The organism is Actinophytocola sp., from assembly GCF_035712165.1.
Classification (GTDB): Bacteria; Actinomycetota; Actinomycetes; order Mycobacteriales; family Pseudonocardiaceae; genus DASYTH01.
On the sequence record NZ_DASTBH010000166.1, the window covers coordinates 1 to 21414 of the forward strand.

General features: G+C 72.6%; 19 protein-coding genes. 10 read left to right on the plus strand and 9 right to left on the minus strand.

The features are described 5' to 3' along the window. On the plus strand, nt 1–3613 hold a 3613-nt coding region (locus VFO68_RS09320; RefSeq protein ID WP_325157791.1), incomplete at its 5' end, for an SDR family NAD(P)-dependent oxidoreductase. 80 nt (nt 3614–3693) lie between these two features. Continuing rightward, nucleotides 3694–4257, plus strand: a complete 564-nt coding sequence (locus VFO68_RS09325) for an FcoT family thioesterase (protein ID WP_325157792.1) — start codon at nt 3694–3696, stop codon at nt 4255–4257. Nucleotides 4258–4404: 147 nt separating this feature from the next. Here the strand turns inward: VFO68_RS09325 and VFO68_RS09330 are convergent, their stop codons facing one another. The 4 genes from VFO68_RS09330 to VFO68_RS09345 all read right to left on the minus strand — a co-directional run bounded on the left by VFO68_RS09330 (nt 4405) and on the right by VFO68_RS09345 (nt 10098). Then, a complete protein-coding gene (locus tag VFO68_RS09330; RefSeq protein WP_325157793.1) occupies nt 4405–5478 on the minus strand; it encodes a Ca2+-dependent phosphoinositide-specific phospholipase C in 1074 nt (357 codons plus the stop codon). Nucleotides 5479–5726: 248 nt separating this feature from the next. Next, nucleotides 5727–5996 carry a phosphopantetheine-binding protein gene (locus VFO68_RS09335; protein WP_325157794.1) on the minus strand — a complete coding sequence of 90 codons (270 nt, stop codon included), beginning with the start codon at nt 5994–5996 and terminating at the stop codon, nt 5727–5729. Between the two features lie 77 nt (nt 5997–6073). Next, nucleotides 6074–9214 (minus strand): GH92 family glycosyl hydrolase, encoded by a 3141-nt coding sequence (locus tag VFO68_RS09340; protein ID WP_325157795.1) that lies wholly within the window; start codon nt 9212–9214, stop codon nt 6074–6076. Between the two features lie 110 nt (nt 9215–9324). Continuing rightward, a complete protein-coding gene (locus VFO68_RS09345) occupies nt 9325–10098 on the minus strand; it encodes a phage antirepressor (RefSeq protein ID WP_325157796.1) in 774 nt (257 codons plus the stop codon). Nucleotides 10099–10209: 111 nt separating this feature from the next. On the opposite strand from VFO68_RS09345, the gene VFO68_RS09350 reads away from it, so the two are divergent. Together VFO68_RS09350 and VFO68_RS09355 are read left to right on the plus strand one after the other, a co-directional pair. Further along, on the plus strand, nt 10210–10797 hold the full coding sequence (locus VFO68_RS09350; protein ID WP_325157797.1) for a hypothetical protein: 588 nt from the start codon (nt 10210–10212) through the stop codon (nt 10795–10797). Further along, on the plus strand, nt 10794–11168 hold the full coding sequence (locus VFO68_RS09355; RefSeq protein WP_325157798.1) for a YchJ family protein: 375 nt from the start codon (nt 10794–10796) through the stop codon (nt 11166–11168). The genes VFO68_RS09350 and VFO68_RS09355 overlap by 4 nt, the downstream gene beginning before the upstream one ends. Nucleotides 11169–11170: 2 nt before the next feature. Here VFO68_RS09355 and VFO68_RS09360 read toward each other — a convergent pair whose 3' ends face one another. Genes VFO68_RS09360 through VFO68_RS09370 form a run of 3 tightly spaced genes read right to left on the minus strand, consistent with a single transcriptional unit; the run spans nt 11171 to nt 13955 of the window. Continuing rightward, a complete protein-coding gene (locus tag VFO68_RS09360) occupies nt 11171–12238 on the minus strand; it encodes a D-alanine--D-alanine ligase family protein (protein ID WP_325157799.1) in 1068 nt (355 codons plus the stop codon). Then, nucleotides 12231–13367, minus strand: a complete 1137-nt coding sequence (gene alr / locus VFO68_RS09365; RefSeq protein ID WP_325157800.1) for an alanine racemase — start codon at nt 13365–13367, stop codon at nt 12231–12233. The genes VFO68_RS09360 and alr overlap by 8 nt, the downstream gene beginning before the upstream one ends. 45 nt (nt 13368–13412) lie before the next feature. Further along, complete coding sequence (locus tag VFO68_RS09370; RefSeq protein WP_325157801.1) at nt 13413–13955, minus strand: D-alanyl-D-alanine carboxypeptidase; 543 nt, start codon at nt 13953–13955, stop codon at nt 13413–13415. A 235-nt stretch (nt 13956–14190) separates the two neighbouring features. On the opposite strand from VFO68_RS09370, the gene VFO68_RS09375 reads away from it, so the two are divergent. From VFO68_RS09375 to VFO68_RS09385, 3 genes are read left to right on the plus strand one after another with little or no spacing between them, the layout of a single operon-like run. Continuing rightward, nucleotides 14191–14880 (plus strand): response regulator transcription factor, encoded by a 690-nt coding sequence (locus VFO68_RS09375; RefSeq protein WP_325157802.1) that lies wholly within the window; start codon nt 14191–14193, stop codon nt 14878–14880. Continuing rightward, complete coding sequence (locus VFO68_RS09380) at nt 14877–16283, plus strand: HAMP domain-containing sensor histidine kinase (protein ID WP_325157803.1); 1407 nt, start codon at nt 14877–14879, stop codon at nt 16281–16283. Before VFO68_RS09375 ends, VFO68_RS09380 begins: the two co-directional genes overlap by 4 nt. Further along, nucleotides 16280–16750 (plus strand): hypothetical protein, encoded by a 471-nt coding sequence (locus VFO68_RS09385; protein ID WP_325157804.1) that lies wholly within the window; start codon nt 16280–16282, stop codon nt 16748–16750. Before VFO68_RS09380 ends, VFO68_RS09385 begins: the two co-directional genes overlap by 4 nt. 9 nt (nt 16751–16759) lie before the next feature. On the opposite strand, the gene VFO68_RS09390 is transcribed toward VFO68_RS09385, so the two are convergent. Further along, nucleotides 16760–17239, minus strand: a complete 480-nt coding sequence (locus tag VFO68_RS09390) for a DUF1707 domain-containing protein (protein WP_325157805.1) — start codon at nt 17237–17239, stop codon at nt 16760–16762. A gap of 46 nt (nt 17240–17285) precedes the next feature. After that, nucleotides 17286–18323 (minus strand): zinc-binding dehydrogenase, encoded by a 1038-nt coding sequence (locus tag VFO68_RS09395; protein ID WP_325157806.1) that lies wholly within the window; start codon nt 18321–18323, stop codon nt 17286–17288. Between the two features lie 277 nt (nt 18324–18600). Here VFO68_RS09395 and VFO68_RS09400 point away from each other — a divergent pair, with 277 nt between their 5' ends. The 3 genes from VFO68_RS09400 to VFO68_RS09410 all read left to right on the plus strand — a co-directional run. Then, entirely contained in the window at nt 18601–19554 is a 954-nt protein-coding gene (locus tag VFO68_RS09400) for a YhjD/YihY/BrkB family envelope integrity protein (RefSeq protein WP_325157807.1), read from the plus strand. Between the two features lie 135 nt (nt 19555–19689). Continuing rightward, nucleotides 19690–20928 (plus strand): ricin-type beta-trefoil lectin domain protein, encoded by a 1239-nt coding sequence (locus VFO68_RS09405; protein WP_325157808.1) that lies wholly within the window; start codon nt 19690–19692, stop codon nt 20926–20928. A gap of 73 nt (nt 20929–21001) precedes the next feature. Beyond that, nucleotides 21002–21414, plus strand: a 413-nt coding sequence (locus VFO68_RS09410) for a ricin-type beta-trefoil lectin domain protein (protein WP_325157809.1), incomplete at its 3' end; no start/stop codon positions are given.

Genomic DNA, 21414 nt, shown 5'->3' on the forward strand with positions numbered 1-21414 from the left:
GGCCGAGCATCCGCTCACCGCCGTGGTGCACACCGCGGGTGTCCTCGCCGACGGGACCATCGAGTCGCTGACCCCGCGACAGGTCGACACGGTGTTGCGGCCCAAGGTGGACGGCGCGTGGAACCTGCACGAGCTCACCCGGGACCTGCCGCTGTCGGCGTTCGTGCTGTTCTCCTCCATCGTGGGCACCGCCGGCATGGCGGGTCAGGCGAACTACGCGGCGGCCAACGCGTTCCTGGACGCGCTGGCCCATCACCGGCGCGCCCGGGCCCTGCCGGCGACCTCGCTGGCGTGGAGCCTGTGGGCGCAGACCGGCGGCATGGCGGGCGGCCTGGACGAGGCGAACCTGGGGCGCTGGAACCGAAGCGGCCTGGCCCGGCTGCACCAGGAGCAGGGGCTGGCCCTGTTCGACACGGCGTTGACCGTCCGGACGCCGGTGGTCGTGCCGGCCCGGCTGGACCTCGCGGCGCTGCGCACCCAGGCCGTGGCCGGGATGCTGCCGGCGGTCTTCCGGGGCCTGGTCAAGGTGTCCAGCCGGCGCACGGTCGAGGCCGGCGCCGCTGAGTCCGCGCCGCTCTGGGCGCAGCGCACCGCCAACCTGCCGGCGGACGAGCGCGAGCGCGCCGTGCGGGACCTGGTGCACACCGCCGTGGCCACCGTGCTCGGCCACAGCACCCCGGCGACGATCGACGCCGACCGGGCGTTCACCGCACTGGGGCTGGACTCGCTGACCGGGGTCGAGCTGCGCAACTGGCTGAACGGGGCCACCGGCCTGCGGCTGCCGGCCACCGTGGCGTTCGACCATCCCTCGCCCGCCGCGCTGGCCGGCTACCTGCAGGACGAACTGGTCGACCTGGCAGGCGAGCCCCCGGCCGCGCCGGTCGCCGAACCCCCGGCCGCGCCGCCACCTCCGGTGGCCGTCGAGCCGACGCCGGACCACCCGCTGCTCGGTCCGCCGGAGGAGTTCGACGATCTGGAAATGGCCGACATGGTCGTGTTCACCAGCCGGCTGTCCCTGCGCACCCATCCCTGGCTGGCCGACCACCTGATCAATGAGACCGTCCTGCTGTCCGGCGCCGCCTTCGCCGAGCTGGCCGTGCTGGCCGGCGCCCATGGCGGCTGCGCCTACCTCGACGAGCTCACCATGGAGGCGCCGCTGGCCGTGCCGGAGCACTCGGCCGTCCAGCTCCAGCTGATCATGTGGGGGCCGGAGGACTCGGGCCGGCGTTCGGTGGTCATCCAGTCCCGGCCGGACAACGCCGCCGGCGTGGAGGGTGAGCCGCCGTGGACCCAGCACGCCACCGGGGTCGTCGCCCCGGCGCCGGACCCGGTGGGGGCGCCCGGCGGCGCCGGGACCTGGCCGCCGGCCGGTGCGACGGCCATCGGCCTGGCGGACGCCTACCTGCGGCTCTCCGAGCAGGGATACGGCTACGGGCCGGTCTTCCAGGGGCTGCGCCAGGCCTGGCGGCTCGGCGAGGACGTCTACGCCGAGGTGGCGCAGCCGTCCGATGCCGACACCGCCGGCTTCGGTCTGCACCCGGCCGTGCTGGACGCGGCGCTGCATCCCGAACTGCTGCGCGTGCTCGACGACGACCAGTTCACCGGCCGGTTGCGGCTGCCGTTCTCCTGGACCGGACTGCGGCTCTACGCCACCACGGCGGCCACGTTGCGGGTGCACCTGTCCCGCACCGGGCCGCACGCGGTGCGGGTGGCCATCACCGACCCGGACGGGTCGCCCGTCGCCACGGTCGGCTCCGTCGTGCTGCGGCAGATCTCGACCGAGCAGATCGCCGACGCCGGGGCCACCCACGACGAGTCGCTGTTCGACCTGAGCTGGATCGACGTCCTGACCAACAGCGCCCGGGTCGCCACCCAGGACCGCTGGGCCCTGGTGGGTCCGGGCCCCGTCACCCCGGAAACCCTGACCCTCAAAGGCATCCGGGTGGAGAGCTACCCGGACCTTCGGGCCCTGTCCGACGCGATCACCTGGAGCAACGCGGTTCCCCAGGTCGTGCTGCTGTCCTGCCCGCCGGGTGGTGCGGACGTGCTGACCGAGGCCCGGCTCACCCTGGCCCGGGTGCTGGCCGAGGCGCAGGCGTTCCTCGCCGACACCCGGCTCGGCTCGGCCCGCCTGGTCGTGGTGACCACCGGCGCCGTGGTCGCCGACCCGGACGACGACCTCGACCTGAGCCAGGTGCCGGTGTGGGGCCTGGTGCGCTCCGCCCAGTCGGAGAACCCGGACCGGTTCGTGCTGCTCGACCTGGACGGCCGGGAGGCGTCCCGGCTGGCCGTCCCGGCGGCCGTGGCCTGCGGCGAGCCGCAGATCGCGGTGCGGGACGGCCGGGTCAAGGCGTCCCGGCTGGTCCGCGCCGAGATCCCCGAGACCGAGGGCGGGACTGCTCCGGAACTGGTGCGCCCCAACGGCACCGTGCTGATCACCGGAGCGACCGGCTCACTCGGCCGGCTGGCCAGCCGGCATCTGGTCACCCGCTACGGGGCCCGGCACCTGCTGCTGGTCAGCCGGACCGGCGCGCACGCCGCGGGGGCCCGGGAACTGGCCGCGGACCTGGCCGCGCGCGGCGCCAAGGTGCGGTTCGCCGCCTGCGACGTCGGCGACCGGGCCGCCCTGGCGGACCTGCTCGCCTCGATTCCCGCCGAGCACCCGCTGACCGGCGTGCTGCACGCCGCCGGTGTCCTCGACGACGGGATCATCGAGTCGCTCACCCCGCTGCGGCTGGACGCCGTGCTGCGGCCCAAGGTGGACGCGGCGTGGCATCTGCACGAGCTCACCAGCGGCCTCGACCTGTCCATGTTCGTGCTGTACTCCTCGGCCGCCGGGGCGCTCGGCACGGCCGGGCAGGGCAACTTCGCCGCGGCCAACGCCTTCCTGCCCGCGCTCGTCGCCCACCGCCGCGCCCTCGGGCTGCCAGCCACGTCGCTGACCTTCGGCCGGTGGCGGGACGCGCGCGCGGTGTCCGACCGGCCGGCTGCGGCCGATCCGCCCCGGGCGAACCAGAGCGGGATCGGCGCGATCTCCGCCGAGCGCGGCTTCGCCCTGTTCGACGCGGCGGTGAAGGCGAACCGGGCGTTCGTGGCACCGGGCCGGCTGGACACCGCCGCGCTGCGGGTGCTGGCCGGATCGGGCATGGTGCCGTCGATCTTCCGCGGCCTGGTGCGCACCCCGCCCCGGCCGGAGCCGGCCGACGGCACGTTGCCGTGGGCCGCGAGACTGGCCGGGCTGCCGGAGTCCGAGCGGCGCAGGCGGCTGCTGGAGCTGATCCGCCTGCACGTCGTCGCGGTGCTGGGGCACATCGCCCCGAACACGATCGCGCCGCACGACGACTTCACCGAGCTCGGCTTCGACTCACTGGCCGGCGTGGAGCTGCGCAACCGGCTCGACACGACCACCGGGCTGCACCTGCCGGCCACCCTGGTCTTCGACTACCCGACCCCGGGCGCCCTGGCCCAGCATCTGTTGACCTGCCTCGGGTTGGCCGCGGTCACCGACGAGGACGACGAGATCCGCAAGGCGCTGGCCACGGTGCCGGTGCACCGGCTGCGGCAGGCCGGTCTGCTGGACGAGCTGCTGCGCCTGGCCCGGGAACCCGACTAGTTACCTGGCAGTGGTGGGAAGAGCAATATTCTGGAAGGGACGATGACGCGCAAGCGGCAATCCTCCGGAAGGGCTGGGAGATGAGCGGATCCATCCTGCATCTGGCCGACGCCGCGGCGCGGTCGCAAGTAGACGATCGACAACTGCTGGCGAATGTCCTGAGCCCCTACCGGTCCGAGTACCGGTACCTGACCTCGGCCACGGTGACCACGCGCAACGGAATGGCGGTCGCCCGCGGCGAGTTCCAGACCCAGGGCGAGTCCATCCTGGACACCGGGATGCTGGGCGGCGCGGAGTTCGGCGTCTGCTACGAGCAACTCGTTCGCTTCCTGCTCGCCCGGTCCATCAAGGACCGGTCGGTGCCGGAGCTGGAGGCCTGGGCCACCGGCGACTACTGGGTCGGTCAGGTGCCCGAGATCCGCGTGGTGCGCCTGAGCAGCGCGTTCCGGGCGCCGATCGGCGCCGCGTCGTTCGGCGGCGAGGTCGCCCTCGCGTCGTTCACCGAGAGCGTGGTGCGCCGGCCGGTCCTGCTCATCGACACCACCTGCCGGTTCTGGGACGGGGCCAGCGGCCGGGCCGACGGCGAGGTCCTGCTGGCCCTGCTGGACCGGCCCGACCCCCGGTCCAACCGAGCCGCCGCCTGACCGAGGACGCACACCGGTTCGGCGAGCCGCACCCCGCGGCTCGCCGAACTTCTTTGTGTGCGGGGTAACCAGGTCCGCGCACCAGCGAGCGGCGCCGGTCTGCTGGTGGAGGCCGGCGCCGCTTGGGTGGGGCGGGCAGTAGTCAGCTCACCGCACGGAACGGACGATGGGTTCCAATGTCCTGCTGTCGCAACCGGGTGTCGCGGTGAGCGGGTTGCACCGGGCGACCGTTCCGCCGGGTATGGAGACGTAGTACGGGCTGCCGAACCGGTCGGCCATACCGGGAGCCGGATAGTCGGTGCTCACCCACTGGGCTCCGGTCGCCAGGGCGATGTCCCGGGTGGAGGTGTCGTTGTTGCGGGCCTGGATGGTGTCCCGGTCCGCCCGCGTGCGCACCATGTACCCGCTGCGTACCAGGTTGGTGATCTCCGCGACGCCGCCCTGGTCCCAGACGTAACGCTTCATGAACGCCGCGTCCGGCGCCCCGGCGACGCTGTTGGTGAACAGCAGCCGTCCCTCCAGGCTCGGGTTGCCCTGGATGTAGGCGTTGCGGTACTTGTCGCCCTGGTCCATCAGGAACAGCACCTTGCCGCGGGTCTGCTCGACCAGTGGCCAGCCGAAGGTCCGCACCGACTTGTCCAGCGTCATGCCCGGCCGGCGCACGTTGTCCGGCGTCACCAGCCGGTTGCGCGGGAACACGCTGAGGATCTCCTGCTCCAGGCTCAGCATCCGGCTCCGCGTCCACTCCAGCGGAATGACGGTGCCCGGCTCCGGTGTGGTCTCGCCGGGCCGCGTCAGCGGCCAGTCGACGAACTCGAGCATGATGGCAATCGTGATGTGCCAAGGGTTACGGTCCGACCAGGCCTTCACCTCGCGCAGGCACGCGACCAGCGTGAGGCACCGGGAGTAGTAGTCGATGTCCTGGGCGTGCAGCACCTTCGTCCCGGGCAGCTGCATGGCCGGGTCGTACGGCCCGAGGCCGGCAACCTGCCGCAGCAACGGGTTGGCGTACATGCCGCCGTTGGGGTCGACGAACACGTTGAACTCGAGCTGGCGCACCTTCTGGGACGCGAGCTGCTCGAGGATCTTGACCGGGGCGTACTCCAGCTCCGGTTCGGTCTCCGGGGACAGCTGCTGGCGAATGGCCTTCTCCGGCCCGAGCACCTCGAGGTGGAAGCTGTCGTGCGTGCCGACCACCTGAAGCTGGTTGAGCCGCGCCATGGTCAGCTCCTTGGCGCCAGACTCGGGTAATCGCGCGAGCGCTTCCGGGGGAAACGTGACAATGAGACCGAGCGCAAGTGCGGTCGCGACCACCTTCCCGCGCCGGTAGGGACGTCCTAGCATCTATCACCTCCGCAGAGACCGAACCGCCGTGGGCAGCGGTAACGTGATCACAGTCTTGGACTCGCCGACCATTGCCCTGTAACCGTGCATCAAGTCGCTACCGGTGTCCGCGTGGCGACCGCGGGTCAGGCCGCGCGCCAGTACGGATGGGCTCGCGCGAGGGTGTGCAGCCGCGTGCACCAGGCGTCGATCGTCGGCTCCGCGGCCAGGTCGGCGAACGTCACCGGCAGGCCGCGTGCCCGCAACCCGTTGACCAGCCTCATCATCTGCACCGAGCCGACCCCGAGCGCGACGAGATCCCGCCGCCCGCAGATCTCCTCCGGCGCCAGGGCGACGATGCCGGCCACCTGCCGCGTCAGCTCGGCCCGCAGCGTCGGGTCCTCCGAGCGCCTCATGGTGATCACCTCTGTTCCTTGTGGACAAAGGGGCGGTGCGGGCCTCGTGCCCGCACCGCCCCCGAGAACCGCCGGCCTCAGCCGGTCGTGATCGCGAACACGTGCATCACCCCGCCGGTGACCGTGCCGGGCAGGGTCACGCTGCGGACCTGCTTGCCGGCCGCAAGGGTGATGGGCGCCGTCGCCAGCACGTTCACCGGCGCCGGAATGCTGAACCCGTACAGCGAGTTGCGGTACGCGGTGGTCACCGCGACCCGGTTGCCGAACTGCACGCCGCCGGCCAGCGACCAGTCCGACAGCCCGACGTCGGCGAGTTGGGTGCTGCCGTCGGTGTAGGTGATCCGCAGCGTGCCGCTGGCCGCGCCATCGGTCGCGCTGCCGAGCAGGGCCAGCCGGGTCGCGCCGGGGACCGCGGGCACCGTGATCGTCTGTCCCTTGGCCACCACGTTGTCCGGCTCGCCCACCTTGGCCTGCGGCCACCGGTGCGCCAGCCCGTCCACCGTCACCGTCGACCCCGGGGTCACCCCGGCCGCCGCGAGCGCGTTGGCCGAGTAGTTGAACAGCGGGTCGAACCCGGCCACCGACTGGTTGTCGTCGGGGCACACGCCGACGTTCGAGAACGCCTCGGTCAGCCCGCCGGGCTGGTCGGCAAGCACCTGGATCGCGTTGGGCGGCAACGGCTTGCCGTCCGCGGCGGTGAACGTCACCGGGACCCGGTAGGTCCCCGCCGGGGTGCCGGTCGCGACCCGGACCGTCACGCTCTGGGTCTGCTGCGAGCCCCGGAGCGGGTCCAGCCGACCCGACCGCGGCTCGACGGTCACCCCGGCCGGCGGGGTGGCCGTCCAGGTGACCGCGCCACCCAGACCGGCCAGGTCCCGCACGCCGATCTCGGCGACGGCGGCGCTGCCGGCCGGAACCACGTTGCGGCCGGGCCGCACGAAACCGCGTTGCGCGGCCTCACCGTCGCGGAACGACGGCGGCGCGTCGCCCGCACCCTGGCCCCACGACGTCGGGTTGGCCGACATCCGGTACTCGACCAGGCCTCCGGCGGCCACCAGCGACTCCGGCAGCCAGGTGCGGGTGGTGGCGATCCCGTTGAGCTTCATGCTCTGCACGTACGGCGCGCCGGCGCCGGCGCCGGTGGCCCGGATGGTGATCCGGGCGCCGGTCGGCCGGGTGATCACCGACTCGGTGAACAGCGGGCCGTTCACGACGAGCTCGGCGCGGCCCGGGGTCACCGGGTACATGCCCAGCGCCGCCCACACGTACCAGGAGGACATCTGGCCGAGGTCGTCGTTGCCGGCCAGGCCGTCCGGGTTCGGGGTGAACAGTTCTGCCATGGCCTTCCTGGTGGTCTGCTGCGTGCGCGCCGGCGCGCCGGCATAGTTGTACAGCCAGGGGGCGTGCATGCTCGGCTCGTTGCCCAGCCACGCGTTCGGCGCGTTCGCACCGGCGTTGAGCTTGGCGAAGAAGGCGTCCAGACGCGGGAGCACGGCCGCGTTGCCGCCCATCGCGTCGATCAGGCCCCGGGCGTTGTGCGGCACCATCCAGCTGTACTGCGTCGCGTTGCCCTCGACCCAGCCCTCGCCGTTGGCCGGGTCGAACGGCTGCCGGAACGAGCCGTCGGCGTTGCGCGGCTGCAGGTACCCGGTGGCCGGGTTGAACAGGTTCTGCCACGACTGGGACCGCGCGCTGAACGTCGCCTGGGTCGCGATGTCGCCGGTGCGGCGGGCGAGGTCGGCGATGGCGAAGTCCGCGCTGGCGTACTCGAGGGTGGTGGCCGCGGCGCCCCACACACCCGGCGCGCCGTTGGACACGTAGCCGTGGCGCTGGAACTCGGGGAGGCCGGGGCGTTCCGGCGACGGCTGCGTGGCGCCGCGGACCATGAGCGCCAGCGCCTTGCCCATGTCGAAGCCCTTGGCGCCGAAGGCCACGGCGCTGCCGACCATGGCGTGGTAGGGGTCGCCGACCATGACGTTGGTCGAGGAGTTCGCGACGCTCCAGCGGTCCCAGTACCCCAGCTGCTCGGCGGAGGAGATCATCGACCGGACCATGTCGGAGGTCTCGGCCGGGGCCAGCAGGGCCAGCAGCGCGGTCTGCGAGCGGTACACGTCCCAGCCGGAGATGTTGGTGTACTGGGTGTGCCCGGGGTCGGTGGTGTGGATCTGGTTGTCGAAGCCCGGATAGCGGCCGTCGACGTCGGAGAACACGTTGGGGTGCAGCAGGCTGTGGTAGAGGGCGGTGTAGAAGGTGGTGCGCTCGCCGTCGGTGCCGCCCCGGGTCGCGACCTGGTTGAGCCGGGCGTTCCACGCCGCACGGGCTCCGGCGGACAGCTCGACGAAGGTGCGGGTGCCGCTCTCCGCGTTCAGGTTCGCCTTCGCCCCGTTCTCATCCACAAAGGACAGTCCAACTCGGACGGTCACGGTCTGGCCCGGCTCGAACGTCACGTAGCCGCCCGAGCGCGCGCCGGTCGCGGTCTTCTGCCCGGCGGAGACGACGTCGCCCTGCCAGGTGCCCGCCGACGCGAACGGCCGGTCGAACTTCGCGTGGAAGTACACCCGGTAGGTGTGCGGGTAGCCGCAGAACCCGCCGCTGCTGGCCCAGCCGCTGATCGAGTCGGTGTCGATGGCCACCGAGGCGGCGGAGGTGCCGTTGACCGAGCCGGAGGTGTTCACCAGCAGGGTGGCCGGCGAGCCGGCCGGGAAGCTCAGTTCGGCGGCCCCGGTGCGCTGGGTCGCGGTGAGCCGCACCGACACCCCGGAGTCGAACCGCACGGCGTAGTTTCCGGCACTGGCCTGCTCGTTCGCGCGGTTGAACGTCGAGACGTAGCGCCCGGGGTCGGTCGCCGGGGAGGTCGTCACGGCGCCGGCGAACGGGATGAACGGCACGTCCTGGTAGACCGTGCAGCCCGCGCCGGACAGGTGGGTGAGGCTGAAGCCCTTGATCCGGTTGTCGTTGTAGTTGTAGCCGCCGACCTGGGACAGCACCGTGTCCGGGCTCCACTGCACCATGCCGAACGGGGCGACCGCGCCCGGGTAGGTCAGACCGGTGCAGCAGCCCTTCTTGGTGCCGATGTAGGGGTTCACCCACCGTGCGAGATCCTCGGCGCCGATCGCGCCCGGCGCCTGCGCGCCGGTCGGCGCGGCGGGTGCGACGGTCAGCACCAGCCCCACGCACAGCATCGTGGCGAGGCGTCGCCACCACCGGGAAAGAGTCATGCCTCGTCCTTCCACCCAGGAGCTCCACACTGTGAGCCCGTCTCGATCGGCAGACTCACACGGCGGCGGCCACCGCTCGGGAACTCCCCGGTAAAAGGCGGACCGGCGGATCAGCCGGCGAAGGCGGGTTGACCGACCGTGTTCAGCCGGCGGCGGATGAAGTCGACGCCGGAGGCGTGCACCTGCGTGGTGTGGTGGGCGACGTCGCGGCCGCTCTGCTCGTGTGCGCCTGCGGTGACCCGGAAGTGGTGCGCGTAGCGCTGGTAGGGGCGGTTGTCGGCCTGCAGGATCTTGGCCTCGCGCAGTCGTTTGAACAGGTTGTTGCGGCCGATGCCGAGCATGTTGGCCACCGCCCCCATCGAGTAGGTGCCGTCGGTCTCGAGGAAGGTGTCGAACGCGTCGGCCTTGGACGCGAGCTCGGCGGCGACCGCCTCGAGCTGGCCGACGCGGGCCTGGCTGCGTTCGCGCGCGTCCTCGGCGTCGATCACCATCTGCGCGAGCTCGCGCCGGCCGAGCCGGCCGATGCCGCCGGGCGTGCCGCGCCGCACGGCCGGCACCACCTCGTGCGTGATCCACAGCAGGAAGGCTCTGGCCAGGCCGTGGCTGGAGCCGAGCACCAACCGGTAGAGGGCCGGCTCCGAGATCAGCAGCAGGTCGGGGCCGACCGGTTGGGGGAGCAGGCGCCGGTCCTGCTCGCCGAGCGCGGCTAACTCGGCATCGACGTAGCGGGCGTCGAGGGACCCGGACCCGATGGCGGCGGCCACGTCCGCGGTGACGAACCACGGCTCGTCGTCGAGGGTGGCGACCCGGATCTCCTGGTCGAGGTCGGCGAAGATGAACGACTGGGTGAGGTGCGGGGTTTCGGTGACGGCGTCGTCGGTCATGGATCGCGCCCTTCCACTGTGAATCCGTCAGGATCGCTGCTCATTTCGCAGCGGCGGTAGTTCTAGGATCCGATGTGCCATGCTGCTTGTCAAGCAGCTATACTGCTGAATGTGCAGGATCGTCGAAAGCCCACCCTGGACGAGGTGGCCGAGCGTTCGTTCGGCGTCGCCATGCGCGCCGCCCGCAACCGGATGCGCCTGTCCCAGACCGCCCTCGCGCAGGAACTCGAGCGCCGGCACGGCATCCGACTCGACGGCACCGCGATCACCCGCATCGAGCGGCGCATCCACGGCAACGAGGGGGCCCGGGCCATCCGGCTCGGTGAGGCGGTGGCCATCGCCTCGATCCTCGAACTGTCCCTCGACGAGCTCGTCGAGCCGGGCCTGGACCAGCAGCTGCGGGACGCTCGCCTGCGGGTCGAGGCCGCCGAGGCGCAGGCGGCCGCCGCCCGGCAGGCCGCCGCCCAGGCCCGCGAGCACCTCGACCAGCTCGAGCTGATGGCCGCCAAGCACACCCGCCAAGTCGAGCTGGAAGCCGAGCTGGGTGCGTTACAGGACGAGATCTACGACCTCGCCGCCGCGCTCGAGGCCGCGGGCGACCCCGCCCGCGCGACCGAGCTGGCCGAGCGGCTGCGGGACATGACCGACGAGGAGACCCGGCTCGCCGCCCAGCTCCGCGACTTCGTCGCCATCCCATGAGGTGCCCGTGTGGCAGCGGCGGCACCTACGACGAGTGCTGTGCCCGCGCGCACACGGGAGCGGCCCCCGCACCCACGGCGGAGGCGCTGATGCGCTCCCGCTACAGCGCCTTCGCCACCGGCGACACCGCCTACCTGTTGCGTAGCTGGCATCCGCGCACCCGGCCCGCCACGGTGGCGCTGGACCCGGGCCTGCGCTGGGACCGCCTGGAGATCATCGCCACCTCCGCCGGGGGGATCCTGCACACCGAGGGCACGGTCGAGTTCCGGGCGCACTACCGGACCGGCTCCGGGCCGGGCGTGCTGCACGAAACGAGCCGCTTCGTCCGCCACGACGGCCGCTGGGTGTATCTGGACGGCGAGGTGACGTGATATCAACGGTCACCGCCCTGGGTCAGGGCGGTGTCGACCAGCACGTCGAGTAGGTCGCGGTAGTCCAGGCCGGCGGCCTGCCACATGCGGGGGTACTGCGAGACGCTGGTGAAGCCGGGGAAGGTGTTGACCTCGTTGAGGATCCTGGTGCCGTCCGGACGGAGGAAGAAGTCCGCCCGCAGCAGGCCGGAGCAGCCCAGCTCGCCGAACAGGCGCAGCGCGTCCCGGCCGATGGCGCGGGTGGTCGCCGGGCCGAGCCTGGCCGGGACGTCGAACACGGTGCCGGAGTCGGTGTACTTGGCCTGGTAGTCGAAGAACGTGTGCGCGGCGGTCGGCAGGATCTCCATCGGCGGGCTGACCGCGAGGTCGCCACTCGGGAGCTCGAGCACGCCGATGTCGATCTCCCGGCCCGGGACCGCCGCCTCCACCAGCACCTTGTCGTCGCTGGCGCGCGCCCGGTCCAGCGCCGCCGGCAACTCGGCCCAGTCCTCCACTTTGGACACTCCAATGCTCGACCCCTCCCGCGCGGGCTTGACGAACACCGGCAGTCCCAACCGTTCGCGGTCCGCCGCGGACACCTCGCGCTGCCCGGGACGCAGCACGACGCCATCGGCCACCGCGAGGCCGGCGCCGGCGGCGACCGTCTTCGTGTGCTCCTTGTCCATGCACAGCGCGCTGGCCGCGACGCCGTTGCCGACGTACGGGATCCCGAGTCCGGCCAGCATCGCCTGGACGGTGCCGTCCTCCCCGTGGCGGCCGTGCAACGCCGGAAACACCACGTCGCACCGGGTGAGCTCGGGCGCGACGGCGAGGAAACTGCCTGCCGGCGTGGCGTCCCCGGCCCCGGTGAAGCCGTTGTGCTGCCACCGCAGGATCTCCGCCACGGTCGGCAGGTCGGGCATGGTGGCGACAGTGGTCCAGACCCCGTCCCGGCCGATCCGGACCGGCCGGATGTCGTACCGGTCCCGGTCCAGGCCGAGCAGGATGCTCGCCGCCGACCCGCACGACACCTCGTGCTCGGCGCTGCGCCCGCCGAACAGGACGGCGAGTCGGATTTTCGGTTCAGGCAAGGGAAAGCTCCTCGGTGAGGGTGGCGACATGGCGGCGGGGCACCCGAGGCCCGATGCCGGTGAGGATCTCGTGCGGGAGCGTGCCGGCCCACCTGGCCCAGTCGGCCACGGTCGGTTCGCCCTCGGCGCCGGGTCCGAACACGACGACCTCGTCGCCGGTCCGGGGGGTGGCGTCGCCGACGTCGACGACGAACTGGTCCATCGCGATCCGGCCGGCCACGGGGTGTCTGCGCCCGGCGATCGAGACCTCGGCGTGCCGGGCCGCGGCGCGGGGCAGACCGTCCGCGTATCCCAGCGGCACCAGCGCCAGCGTGGTCTCGCGGTCGGTGACGTAGTCGTGCTCGTAGGAGACGCCGCTGCCGGCCGGCACCCGCTTGGTCAGGATCACCTGTGCGCGCAGGGTCATGGCGGCGCGCAACCCGAAGTCGTGCCGCGGGTCCGGTTCCACCCCGTAGATCCCGATGCCCGGCCGGACGAGCTCGTAGTGGGTCCGCGGCGCGCCCAGGGTCGCCGCGGAGTTCGCCAGGTGTCGCAGCGGCGGCCGCAGCCCGGCGCCGCGCGCGACCTCGACCGCCTCGTCGAAGAGCCGGACCTGTGCCCGGGTCGTGTCCCCTGCCGTGCTGACCAGATGCGACCAGATTCCCCGCACCCGCACCAGCCCGACGGCCGCCAGGTCGCGGGCCAGGCGCACCAGCTCCGGCCATTCCTCGGGTCGCGCGCCGTTGCGGTGCAGTCCGGTGTCCGCCTTCAGGTGCACCTCGGCGGTGACGCCCAGCCGGGCCGCGCACGCGGCGACCGCGCGCAACTGCTCCCGTGCGGATACCGACAGGTCCACGCCGGCCAGGAGCGCGGCGGAGAAGTCCTCCAGCGGGCCGTGCAGCCAGCTCAGGATCGGGGCGGTGATCCCACCCGCGCGAAGCTGCAGTGCCTCGGCGCAGGTCGTCACGCCCAGCCAGGTCGCGCCCGCGGCGAGCGCGGCGCCGGCCACCCGCACCGCCCCGTGCCCGAAACCGTCGGCCTTGACGACCGCCAGCACCGCCGCGTCCGTCGCGGCGGCGAACAGCGCCGTGTTGTGCGCCACGGCGTCGAGGTGCACGACGGCGTGCGCGTGCGGCGTGGGGGTACCCATGCCTCCACTGTGGCCGGACGTTTTCCGCGTGCCGTCATCGTCGTGTCACGGCTGTGCTACGGCGCCGGGGTGCGGGCTGCGCGACGGCGCCCGTCCGGCGTACTCCGGCCGGTACTCGAAGTGCCACCATTCGTTGTCGTAGCGGCGGTACAGGTGGTAGCGGTGGCCGTGCCGTTCGAGCCAGCGGGCCCCGCCGGCCGGCCGCACGTCCAGGGCGATGCCCGCGACGTGGGCGGACTCCTCGGGCGGGAGCACCCGGCGGCGGGCCGCCGACGTCGAACCGGTGCGGCGGACCTCCGCGGTGAACAGCCGGTGCTGCTCGGCGGCGTCCCGGTGGCCGGAGGTGAGCCCGATCAGCTGACCGTCCCGCCAGAACGCCTCGGCGCGGGCGTGGGTGAACGCGGCCCGCGCGCGGCCGCACAGTCCGTCGAGATCCTCGGCCGGGAACCGGAGGCCCAGCGCCCACTGGCAGGCCAGCCAGCGGGCCCGGCCGGGTGCGCGCAGCGCGGCCAGCGGCAGCAGGCATCGGGCGAGCAGTTTGGTGACCAGGGCGCGCAGCCGCACGGAGCGGGACTCGGTTTCGACCATGGCGCCCACTGTCGGCAGCCGATGCGCGCGCCCGATCCGCGTCGTGTCACGGGAATGCCACAGCCCTGACATGCTCCGGCACGCGCCGCCGGGCCCGGTGTTCTGTGACAGAACCAGTACAGGAGACGAACGTCACCGGGACAAACCCTGCCGACCATGGAGCCGATGCCGAAGACCCGGGGGCGCCGCGGCGAGAATGAACACTTCCCACCGATCCAGAGAGGCGGCCACCGTCATGTCCCGGGTGCTGTTGATCGAGGACGATCACGCGGTGCGCACGGGTCTGGAGTTGGCGCTGACCCGGCAGGGGCATGCCGTCGACGCCGCCGAGTCCGGTGAGCGGGGGCTGGAGTTGTTGCGCGCCACGCCACCCGACGTCGTGGTGCTCGATCTGATGTTGCCGGGTATGGACGGGTTCGAGATCTGCCGCCGGATTCGCGCCGGCGGCGACCTGCCGATCATCATGCTGACCGCCCGCGACGACGACATCGACGTGGTGGCCGGGCTGGAGGCCGGCGCCGACGACTACGTGGTCAAGCCGGTGCGGCCGAGGGTGCTCGAGGCGCGGATCCGGGCCGTGCTGCGGCGCAGCGCCGCCGGCCCGGGCAACGCCGCGGCACCGCCGGTGGAGCGGCACCGTGACCTCACCATCGACCGGGCGGCGCTGGTGGTCGTGCGCCACGGCGAGCCGGTCGGCCTCGCGCCGACCGAACTGCGGCTGCTGCTGGAACTGTCGGCGACACCGGGCCGCGTGCTGAGCCGGCAGCAACTGCTCGAACTGGTGTGGGACCACGACTATCTCGGTGACTCGCGGCTGGTCGACGCCTGCGTGCAGCGGCTGCGCGCGAAGATCGAGGACGACTCCTCGGCGCCGGTGTACATCCAGACCGTGCGGGGCTTCGGTTACCGGTTCGGACCACTGTGACCCCGCCGGCCCGGTTTCTGGGCGGGGCCAGGAGCCTGCGCACCCGCCTGCTGGTGGCCTTCGCGCTGCTCGGGGTGTGCACCGCCGCGCTGGTCGCCGGCGTCGGCTACGTCCAGGCGCGGGACGCCATCCTGCAGCGGACGCAGGACGCCGCGGTGCTCACGCTGACCGAGCGGATCGAGACCCTGAACCCGATCGGCGCCATGCCGCCCAGCCAGGCCACGCTCGACGAGATCGCCGCCCGGCTGTCCGACGGTGACGACCACGCGGTCGCCGTCTACCGGGACCGCCGGTCGGCGCCGGGCCTGGATCCCGACCTGCTGCCGCCGGAGCTGCGGCATGCGGTGGGCGACGGACGCGTTGTGTGGCAACGGGTATCGATGAGCGGGCACCCCGTGCTGGTGATCGGAACCCAGCTGGGATCCGACTCGGAGCTGGAGGTCTACTCCGTGCGCAGCCTCGCACCCGAGCAACTGAGCATCGGCCGGCTGGCCACCCAGGCCTGGCTCACCGGCGCGGTGGCGCTGGTGTTCGCCGTGCTGTTGGCCCTGCTGGCCGGACGCGGGGTGCTCGGCCCGGTGCGCGAGCTGCGCCGGGCGACCAACCGGCTCGGCGAGGGAGACCTGACCGCCCGCGCCCGGGTCCAGGGCACCGACGAGCTGGCCGACGTCGCGGCGGCGTTCAACGACACCGCGCAGACGCTGGAACGGCATGTGGGGGAGTTGCGCCGGATGGAGGCCGAGGCGCGGCGGTTCGTGGCGGACGTGTCGCACGAGCTGCGCACCCCGCTGGCCGCGATGATCGCGGTCACCGACGTCCTGGACGCCGAGGCGGACCGGCTGCCGGGCGACGCGGGCCAGGCCGCCCGCCTGGTCAGCGCGGAGACCCACCAGCTCACCCGGCTGGGCGAGGACCTCATGGAGGTCAGCCGGTTCGATGCCGGCACCGCGACGCTCGTGCTCGACGACGTCGACGTGGCCGAGGCGGTCCGGGCGACCCTGCGCGCCCGCGGCTGGTCCGAGCGCGTGCGCACCGACCTGCCCGGCGGCGTGCTGGCCCGGGTCGATCCCCGCCGGCTGGACGTGATCGTCGCGAACCTGGTCAGCAACGCGCTGCGGCACGGCGGGCCGCCGGTGTCCGTGCGTGCGCACGTCCGGCCGGACCACCTGGACATCGAGGTCGGCGACAGCGGGCCCGGGCTCGCCGCGGACGTGCTGCCGCACGTGTTCGACCGGTTCTACAAGGCCGACACCGCACGGACCCGCTCCGAGGGCAGCGGTCTCGGCCTGGCCATCGCCTGGGAGAACGCCCGGTTGCACGGCGGCGCCCTGACCGCCGCGAACCATCCCGACGGCGGCGCGGTGTTCACCTTCCACCTGCCCCGGCCCGGAGCGACCCGATGACCCGGCGACACCTGCTCACCTGGCTCGTGCTCGGCGCGGTGCTCACCGCCGGCTGCGGGGTGCGGCCGAGCGGGGTGATCACCGGCGGGCCCGCGCCCAGCGCGCCGGCCGAGGGCGCGAACCTCTACTTCCTGGCCGACTCCGAGCTGATCCTGGTGCGTCGCTCGACACCCCGGCACCTGTCGCCCACGCAGACCCTGGCGCTGCTGCAGGACGGGCCGCACGACGAGGATCACGCCGGGAACCTGACGAGCGAGGTCCCCACCGGACTCGATCCGGTGACCGTCACCACCGATGCCTCCGGCGACGTCGCCGTCGTCGTCACCGCCGACGTCACCGGGCTGTCCGCCCTGGCCGTCGACCAGATCGTGTGCACCGTCCGCGACGCGCTGTCCACCACCGCGCCGGTCACCCTCACCAGCCGTACCGGGTCCCGGGGCCCCCGGAGCTGCCCGCTGACCCGTTGAGCGGCGGTCCTACAGGCGCAGCGGCCGGCCGTGGCTGTCGGTGCCGCCGTTGGCGATGAGCAGGATGCCGTCGACGATGGACCAGATCACGCCGATGCCGGTGAAGACCAGGACCAGTTGGAGCACGGCGAGGGGGATGTGGCCGAGGTAGAAGCGGCCGGTGCCGAACGGCAGCAGGATCTGCAGCAGGCCGGCGGCGACCCGGGACTTGTCGGAGTAGACGGCCAGTTCGGCCGGCGGGGCCATCGGCGCCGAAATCAGCGGTCCGGGCGGCGGCGGGGCCATGAACGCCGGGTAGGGCGCGGGGAGGTCCTGGAAGAGCGGTCGCAGTTCGGCGCGGGTCTGCGCCTCGATCGCGACGCCGACCCGCTGCTCGTACTCGTCCACCGGCAGACGCCCGTCGGCGAAGTGCTCGCCGAGCACCCGCACCGCGTCCTCGCGCTCCTGCGTGCCGATCCGCAGTGCGTCCCGGTCGATCGGATCACCCACGCCGTCACAATACGTGGGCGGGCCGTGGTGCCGGGCAACCGGAGCGCTACGCCGGATCGACCAGGATCTTCAGGGTGTCCCGGTCGGTGCGCAGCCGTTCGAAGCCGGACCCGACCACGTCGACGAGCGCGACCACCTCCGGGCGCAGCCGGCTGACGTCCACCGCGCCGTTGGCCAGCAGCGCGATGGCGCTGGCCATGTCGTCGGCCAGGTGCCCGGCGCTGCCGAGCAGCCGGCGCTCCTCAAGAACCAGCGGCAGCAACGGAATCGGCTCGGTGCCGCCGTGCACGCCGACCAGCACCACGGTCGAGCCGGACCGGGACAGCTCGATCGCCGAACGCACCGCACCCGGAACGCCGGCACACTCCACCACCACGTCGGCGCCGCGCCGGCCGGTCAGCTCGGCCACCCGCTCGACCCCCTCCTCCGGACCGCAGGTCACCGCGCCGAGCGCGGCGGCCAGCCCGCGTCGCCTGGCCACCGGCTCGATCGCCACCACGGCCGCGTCCGCGGCCAGGGCCAACTGGATGACCAACTGGCCGATCACCCCGGCGCCGAGCACCGCGACCACGTCCCCGGACCGGACCCCCGCCTTGCCCATGGCCCGGATCGCGACCGCCACCGGCTCGGCGAACACCGCCACGTCCGGCCCGATCCGCTCGGGCACCGGCACACACCCGGCCGCCTCGGTCACGATGAACTCGGCGAACCCGCCGTCGTCGGTGATGCCGCGCAGCCCCACCTTGGGGCACAACACCTTCTGGCCCCGCCGGCAGTACCAGCAGCCGCCGCAGCCGACCAGGATGTTCGGCACCACGCGGCCGTCGAGCGCACCGGCCCCCGCGCCGTGCTCCACCACGGTGCCCACCATCTCGTGGCCCAGCGTCAGCGGAGCCTGCCGGCCGGAGGTCGGATGCGGCCAGCCGACCGGGATCGACACCGGGCCCGTCAGATACTCCTCGAGGTCGGTGGCACAGATCCCGGCCCGCTCCACCCGGATGAGCACCTCGCCGGGACCCGGTCTCGGCGCCGGAACGTCCTCGACCCGCACATCGAACGCTCCGTGCCACCGCGCCGCCAGCATGATCATCACCTCGTGGCCCATCCTGCCTCGCCGCAGGTTTGGCCCGTGTAGCGCGGGCGATGCGGCCAATCATCTTCAACGGGTGATTGCCAGCGGGCCGCCCGGCGGGATGCTCGACCCCTGTGAGCGAGCGTGCGAGCGAACCATGGGGTTCGGTGGTTCCGAGCTTGCGAGGTGCTGCCGTGAGCGAGCGTGCGAGCGAGCCGTCGGGCACTGCCCCGGCGCTGAGCGTGCGAGGCGGCGGGGTTCGGCGGTTCCGAGCTTGCGAGGTGCCGCCGTGAGCGCACTGCCGAAGCGGACGGCCGGAGCGGAAGCCTTCGGAGCGCGGGCGTTCGGCATGGTCCGGCGCCGGCTGCGACCCGTCGTCGGCCGGGTCATGTCGAACTGGCCCGGCCGGATTCTGCTGCGCACCGGGGCCGCCTTCGTCCGGCTGGAACTGTTCGACCGTTCGATGATGCTGGCGGCTCAGTTGTTCACCTCGGTGTTTCCGCTGCTCATCATGGCGGCCGTGGTGTTCGGCCAGCGATACGGCGACCAGGTCGCCGACGCCGCCGGCCTGCCCGAGGGCACCCGGCGGGTGCTGGACGAGGCACTGGCCGGCGGCGGTTTCAGCGCGTTCGGTGTGTTCGGCGCGCTGATCGTGCTGATCTCCTCGACCAGCCTGGCGCGCGCCATGATCCGGGCGTTCGGGGCCATCTGGCTGCTGCCGCGGATACGCCGGGACGTGCGGTTCGCCTGGCGGCTGCTGGCCGCGGTGGTGCTGCTGGCCGCCGCCGTCGTGCTGGTCCGCCTGCTGATCCTGCTGGCCGGCCGGTTGCCGGTGTCCTACCTGGCCGTGCCGGTCCTGACGTTCGCGGCGGACAGCGCGCTGGCCGTGGCGCTGCCCTGGATCCTGCTGGCCCGGGCGGTGCCCCTGCGGCTGCTGGTGCCCGGCGGCGTCGTCTTCGGGCTGATGATGCTCGCCGTGCGCCCGATGGGCGCGGTGTACCTGCCGCGCGCCCTGCTGGTCAGCCTGGACCGCTACGGCACGATCGGTCTGGCGTTCACCTACATCGGTTGGCTCTACATCCTGTCGTTCTGCTACCTCGGCGCGGCCGTGGTTGGTCACGTGCTCGCCCAGGACGAAAGCCGGCTGGGGCGGTTCATCCGCGGCGGGGAGCAGGCGCCGTGGCAGCCGGTGACACCGGACGGCGAGCCGGCTCCGGTCGCCGGGAACGGCTCACAAATGTAGTCATCGACCTGCCCGAAACCGGTTCCGGAAAACTCTTGTCGAACTTGGTCTAGACCTGTCACACTCTTTGTTGTCGCACGCAACAAACGGCCGTACGTGTGCTCCCTGCAATCGCGCACGAGAGGTTCGACAACGATGTCTGGACGACTCAGGCCGGCCGCGCTGTTCCTGGTCTCGGCCGCCGTCGCGGCGTCGCTCGCGGTCGGTGCTCCGGCCAGCGGCGCCGACGGAGTGACCATCGCCGCGACCACCTTCGCCGACGAGTTCAACGGTCCCGCCGGCAGTCCCGTCGACGGCGGCAAATGGCTGCTGGAAACCGGCGACAACGTCAACAACCACGAGCGGCAGTGGTACACCAACACCACCCGCAACGCCGCCATGGACGGCGCGGGCAACCTGGTGATCACCGCGCGCCGGGAGAACCCCGGAAACTTCAACTGCTGGTACGGCCGGTGCGAGTTCACCTCTGCCCGGATGAACACCTCCGGACGGTTCACCCAGACCTACGGCCATTTCGAGGCCCGGATGCGGATCCCGCGCGGGCAGGGGATGTGGCCGGCGTTCTGGATGCTCGGCAACAACATCGGCAGCGTCGGCTGGCCGACCAGCGGCGAGATCGACGTCATGGAGAACATCGGCCGGCAGCCCAACACCGTCTACGGCACCATCCACGGCCCGGGCTACTCGGGCGCGGGCGGAATCGGGGCCACGTTCAGCATCGGCAGCCCACTGGCCGACGCCTTCCACGTCTACGCCATCGACTGGTCGCCCAACCGGATCACCTGGTCGCTGGACGGCGTCGTCTACGAGACCCGCACCCCCGCGGACCTCGGTGGCCGGCAGTGGGTCTTCGACCACCCGTTCTTCATCATCCTGAACCTGGCGGTGGGTGGCGACTTCCCCGGCAACCCCGACGCCAGCACGGTCTTCCCGCAGCAGCTCGTGGTCGACTACGTCCGGGTCACCAACGACACCGGCACCCCGCCGCCACCCGCGGGCGGCCGGATCACCGGAGTCGGCGGCAAATGCGTGGACGTGGCCGGCGCCAACCCGGCCAACGGCACCCAGGTGCAACTCTGGGACTGCAACGGAACCGGCGCCCAGCAGTGGTCGGTGAACGCCGACGGCACCATCCGCGCCCTGGGCAAGTGCCTCGATGTCAGCGGCGGCTCCACCGCCGACGGCGCCCGCGTACAACTGTGGGACTGCAACGGAACCGGTGCGCAACGGTGGACCGTGACCGGCGCCCGGGACATCGTCAACCCCCAGGCCAACAAGTGCCTGGACGCCGCGGGCAACAGTTCCGCCAACGGCACCCGCCTGCAGACCTGGACCTGCACCGGTGGCGCCAACCAGAAGTGGACGGTCGGCTGATCCGAGCCGCTGTCCGGGTGGGTGACGGGCCGCCTGCGGTTCGTCACCCACCCCATCCGAACGGAGAACCCTCATGCGGACAAGGATTCTTGCTGTGCTGGCCGGCGGCCTCGCCGCCGTCGCGCTGACGGCCGTGCCCGGCCCGGTCGCGCTCGCGGCCACCGGGACGATCACCGGGATCGGCGGCCGGTGCGTCGACGTGGCCGGCGCGGCCACGGCCAACGGCACCGCCGTACAACTGTGGGACTGCAACGGAACCGGCGCACAGCAGTGGTCGGTGAACGCCGACGGCACCATCCGGGCGCTGGGCAAGTGCATGGACGTGACCTCGGCCGGCACCGCCAACGGGACCAGGATCCAACTGTGGGACTGCAACGGAACCGGCGCCCAGCAGTGGACCGTGACCGCGGCCCGGGACATCGTCAACCCGGCGGCGAACAAGTGCCTGGACGCCACCGGTCAGAGCTCGGCCAACGGCACCCGGCT